General features: G+C 35.0%; 12 protein-coding genes. All 12 read left to right on the forward strand.

What is annotated here, in order from left to right:
• On the forward strand, positions 1-240 hold a 240-nt coding region (locus HMPREF2846_RS10230), incomplete at its 5' end, for a DUF3310 domain-containing protein (RefSeq protein WP_141751880.1).
• Positions 241-438: a DUF3269 family protein gene (locus HMPREF2846_RS10235; protein ID WP_070626585.1), complete on the forward strand. Its 198-nt coding sequence runs from the start codon at positions 241-243 to the stop codon at positions 436-438.
• Entirely contained in the window at positions 438-632 is a 195-nt protein-coding gene (locus HMPREF2846_RS10240) for a hypothetical protein (RefSeq protein WP_070626586.1), read from the forward strand. Before HMPREF2846_RS10235 ends, HMPREF2846_RS10240 begins: the two co-directional genes overlap by 1 nt.
• On the forward strand, positions 622-1,056 hold the full coding sequence (locus tag HMPREF2846_RS10245) for a YopX family protein (RefSeq protein ID WP_070626587.1): 435 nt from the start codon (positions 622-624) through the stop codon (positions 1,054-1,056). The genes HMPREF2846_RS10240 and HMPREF2846_RS10245 overlap by 11 nt, the downstream gene beginning before the upstream one ends.
• On the forward strand, positions 1,053-1,247 hold the full coding sequence (locus tag HMPREF2846_RS10250) for a hypothetical protein (RefSeq protein WP_070626588.1): 195 nt from the start codon (positions 1,053-1,055) through the stop codon (positions 1,245-1,247). The genes HMPREF2846_RS10245 and HMPREF2846_RS10250 overlap by 4 nt, the downstream gene beginning before the upstream one ends.
• Positions 1,240-1,662, forward strand: coding sequence for a dUTP diphosphatase (dut, locus tag HMPREF2846_RS10255; RefSeq protein ID WP_070626589.1), 423 nt, complete (start codon positions 1,240-1,242; stop codon positions 1,660-1,662). The genes HMPREF2846_RS10250 and dut overlap by 8 nt, the downstream gene beginning before the upstream one ends.
• A gap of 36 nt (positions 1,663-1,698) precedes the next feature.
• Positions 1,699-1,872, forward strand: coding sequence for a hypothetical protein (locus HMPREF2846_RS14450; RefSeq protein ID WP_173020217.1), 174 nt, complete (start codon positions 1,699-1,701; stop codon positions 1,870-1,872).
• 108 nt (positions 1,873-1,980) lie between these two features.
• Positions 1,981-2,172 carry a hypothetical protein gene (locus HMPREF2846_RS10260; protein WP_060804557.1) on the forward strand — a complete coding sequence of 64 codons (192 nt, stop codon included), beginning with the start codon at positions 1,981-1,983 and terminating at the stop codon, positions 2,170-2,172.
• Positions 2,165-2,341 carry a transcriptional activator RinB gene (gene rinB, locus HMPREF2846_RS10265; RefSeq protein WP_070626590.1) on the forward strand — a complete coding sequence of 59 codons (177 nt, stop codon included), beginning with the start codon at positions 2,165-2,167 and terminating at the stop codon, positions 2,339-2,341. The genes HMPREF2846_RS10260 and rinB overlap by 8 nt, the downstream gene beginning before the upstream one ends.
• Positions 2,341-2,778 (forward strand): hypothetical protein, encoded by a 438-nt coding sequence (locus tag HMPREF2846_RS10270; RefSeq protein ID WP_070626591.1) that lies wholly within the window; start codon positions 2,341-2,343, stop codon positions 2,776-2,778. The genes rinB and HMPREF2846_RS10270 overlap by 1 nt, the downstream gene beginning before the upstream one ends.
• Positions 2,779-2,977: 199 nt before the next feature.
• Complete coding sequence (locus HMPREF2846_RS10275; RefSeq protein ID WP_060804364.1) at positions 2,978-3,424, forward strand: transcriptional regulator; 447 nt, start codon at positions 2,978-2,980, stop codon at positions 3,422-3,424.
• A 545-nt stretch (positions 3,425-3,969) separates the two neighbouring features.
• Positions 3,970-4,332, forward strand: coding sequence for an HNH endonuclease (locus HMPREF2846_RS10280; protein ID WP_060804363.1), 363 nt, complete (start codon positions 3,970-3,972; stop codon positions 4,330-4,332).
• The last annotated feature ends 95 nt before the right edge of the window (positions 4,333-4,427 follow it).

Below are 4,427 nucleotides of genomic sequence, written 5' to 3' on the forward strand. Positions count from 1 at the left end.
TACTTCGATAAGAAAGCTGAACATTTTGAAGATTATAAAAACATCCCTGAACATTATCAAGGGACAGGTGATATTGATGTTATCGAATTTTGTAGACAACACTTTACACCCGAAGAGTTCAGAGGCGCAATGAAGTTTAATCTTATTAAATATCCAACAAGGCTGGGTCGTAAAGACGCATTAGATAAAGAGTTGGATAAAATCATCGATTATGCGCAACGTCTCAAGGAGGGGCTTTAAATGGGCTTATTGGAAGGAGCTAAAAATAAATACTATCTCAAAAACAAGTATGGAGAAATAGCATTCAGTGTAATACCGCTTACTGAAGATACCAACTATGTAGGCAATATGTCTGGAATGCACTACCGCAATATTAAAACTATTAAAACAGATAAGGAACTAGCAGAGTTCATTAAAGCTAACGATCTGGTGAAGTGATGAGAGAACTTACAAACACAATTAAACAACGTTTCAAATCAGACACACGAGGACGTAGTTTAACGCAACTAGAGAAAGAGTTACAACGCAATGGTGTAAAGGGGTTTGTGATTGATGCAAGCCCTACACGCATCACTGCAATCGTTGCGAAAGAGGATTATTTGATTAACAGGAGGAATTGGAATGATACCTAAATTCAGAGAGTTTGATAGAGAAAGACATAGAACTGATTATCAGAAAGGCATGAGTTATGGTGAACAACAAGATTTTGATATGGGATTCACTATTTGGTTCGACCATATTGAAGACCTGGATTTAATCGAAAAAGATGGCACCATTAATAGAATTGTGATGATGTCGACTGGTCTGAAAGACAAAAACGGAAAAGAGATTTATGAGGGCGATATTATCGACAAAGGTTATTTAAATGGAGTTCACGATGAAATTGGTGTAGTTACATTTGGTACTGGCTTTGACAGTGACGGTTCCCAATCTGAAAGTTGGTTAGGTTGGGTGACAGATAAAGGTTCGTCAGTTCTTGATGTCCATGAAAAATGTGAGGTAATTGGTAATGTATTTGAAAATAAAAATTTATTAAGTGAGGAGGAAGTCGAGTGAAACCATGTGATTACGAACAGTTAGTTAAAGAAATAAAAGTATTAGAAGTTAAAGCGCAAGCCTTTGAAGAAGTGGCGTGTATGTACATTAATCAAGAACAGCTAAATATACCAGATGCAGTTATTTTAAGAGTATTGAAAGAACAAATTGAGAAATATAGAAATTTTATGGAGGACACAGACAATGACTAAACTACAAATCAAATTATTATCTGAAAACGCAACAATGCCGACACGTGCTAATGAAACTGACTCCGGTTTAGACCTATATGTGTCTGAAACAACAGTGATAGAACCTCACACAACAGTAGTAGTTAAAACAGATGTTGCAATTAACTTACCTTATGGTTATGAAGCACAAGTCAGACCACGTTCCGGTAAATCACTTAAAACTAAACTACGTGTAGCGTTGGGTACGATAGATCAAACCTACCATAAAGAAATTGGAATTATCACAGATAATATCAGTGATGGACCTATAACTGTTAAACAAGGCGAACGTTTAGCACAGCTAGTCATCGCACCCGTTTCTTATATGCAGCCGGTAGAAATAGAAGAGTTTGAAAATGAAGGTAACAGAGGCGCATACGGTAGCACAGGAGAATAAAGACCTACTACAAAAAGTGAAAGAGGTGCTGGGTAAGTGAGAGAACGAACTAAAATAATATATCGTGGTTGGAATAATGAAATATTTATTTTGCAAGGTGAGAATATAGGTCTTGATGGTGTAAGACAAATGTTCAACGAGTTCAAAAGACTATATGAAAATTATAAGGTTATTGTCATCCCAGTTGAAGTTGATTTTGAGTTTAAGTAGAAGAGAGTGTGGATGGAAAGCAGAAGATCTTACGTACACTGCGCATACCGTAGCACAGGATATTAAACAGCTTGGCGGTTCGTCCGCCTTGCTTTTAGGAGGTAGAAGATGAATAAAATAAAATTAATAACGTGCAGTAATAATATCTATTTCGCATATACGCATAAGTCATTCGATGAGTATGCTGAAAATATTTTAAATACCATCGGATATGTGCATGTTGAAAATTTAATTAAAAAGAAGTGTTGGGTTAAAACAGAATACATCGAATCGTTAATTTTGGAGGAAGACAATGATTAAAACTATATTTAAAATTATCTTAACGCTTGCACTATACGAAGCAGCTAAATACATCACTGAACAGTACATTATTTACCGTACACAGAACGATGATGTGGAAGCACCTGCAGACTTCGATATACACGATCATATGCATCTTACTGATTTAAAAGCAGAGGTGAGTGAGTAGTGGATTTAGAGTATTGGCTACCTATAATTATTCTATTTATTATATGGGCGTACACATTATACAAATGGTTAAAGACTGAAAGAGAATTAAATCAATCTAGAGAAGAAATTCAACGTTATCGAGAAAAGAAAATAAAAGATGAAAATAATTTATTAAATTATTTAAAATTTAAAAGATCAATAATTCAAGAACTTCCAGAAAAAAATGGGTCAATGCCAACCAAAGTGTCATTTGTATTAAAAAGTGAAAATGGTAGATATTTCCAAGATGTAGTTAAGATGTACGTCAATAACGAAAACCTAACAGAAAAAGTAATGCAAACTACTGATGATATTTCGAAAGCAAAAGAATATCGTACACATAGAGAAGCTAGCGAAGAAGCGACAAAGTATGATCTTAAAGTTTTAGCACTTAATACTTATGTAAAGGAGTTGTAGCATATGTGGATAGCACTAACCATTCTCTTCGCTCTCCTCTCTCTTGTGCTTTACATGGCGAATAGAGAGTTGGATAGAGAGTTAAAGTTGAAGGATATTATTATAGATAATTTGATAATTAAAGGTTATCACGATAAGTGTAAATGATAATTAAATGTTATAATAGGTGTATACATTATTTGTTAGTGGAGGGGAACTGGTGAATTTAGGCAAAGAAGATATTCCAATGTTAGAGAAGTATTGGAAAGACATAGATAAATTAAGAGGTCAATTGTCCTATCGAAGATATGAACTACTATATACACCGAGAGATGAAAATGTAGGAGGCGGTAAATCTAACTTGCCTAACAGTCCAGTCGAGAAAGAAGTCATCAAGCTGCATGAAGATAATTTGTATAGAAACTTGAGTGCTACTATCCAAGCAGTCGAAGATGTATATAGAAATGCTACACAGGAACAACGACTCATTGCACAGTATCGTTACTGGGAAAAAGACTTGATGATATATGAGTGGGAGGATATTGCCCATGAGTTGACTAAGCAAAGGAAGGACGATAAGATAATCAGTCGCAATGCAACATTAAGAATGCGCAACCAGATGATGAGAGAAACAGCCAAGCGTATTGGTTGGATTGTCACAGAGTAGCGAACTTTTGATAGTGTGGAAGTTCACGCGATAACCACATATTATGGTAGTGTAGGATAATTACCTAGACCAGTAATAAGAAGGGCGTTAGTCACATGCGCCATAACTTCAATACACTATATTATTAAGGCGCACTGTTTAAAGGTGGTGCGCTTTGGATGTACCATAGTTAAGCAGCACATGTAATAAGGCCACTAATCCCTAACGCTATGCGTTGTGCCTTATACATAGTGCAGTGTCTAGGACATCATACAAGCTCAAGTCATATTGAATAGAACTGAACTCATTCGTTTAGAAGATGAATCGAGTTAATAAATAGGATTGAAATGCAGAAATGATTTGAGTTAGCAAAAGAGAATAAAGAAATGATTATTGATTGTATGAACTTTATCATCAATTTGCAGATCATAATTGTTTCTTGGATTGAAAGACAAAATGTTTTAGATTAGTTTCTATTTCGTTTTGTCTTTTCTTTTTATTCTTAAATTGATTTGAGTTTCTTTATTAAGAATTGAAAGAACAAAAGTTAATTGAAAGAAGTTGAAATGAATTTGAGTTTCAAAGAACCAAAAATTCGTTTAGGAAACAGAACTTATAGTCAAAGCGAGTTGCAAGAGTATAGGAAAGCCAATACCAAAAGGTACAACAAAGAGGTTAGGTACAACACACAAAACAGTAAATACACAAAATTTTATCATAGTACACAGTGGCGCAAACTGCGTAAGCAAGTATTATTGCGTGATAACTACTTATGCCAACAGTGCTTGGCTGATGGTGTTGTAAATGACAAAGATTTGATCGTTCACCATAAGGTTGAATTGAAACGGGATTGGTCGAAAAGGCTGGATATGGAAAATTTAGAGACGGTTTGTTTTAGCTGCCATAATAAAATTCATGAAAATATATAAATTTTTCGGCGGGGGCTTCGATGAACCCCGTCATATCAAGGATTTGAGTTAAACGACCTGACCTTTTTTGCGACCAAATTCCCAAAATGGAATAT

This window comes from Staphylococcus sp. HMSC056G08 (genome assembly GCF_001812305.1).
GTDB classification, from domain to species: domain Bacteria; phylum Bacillota; class Bacilli; order Staphylococcales; family Staphylococcaceae; genus Staphylococcus; species Staphylococcus simulans.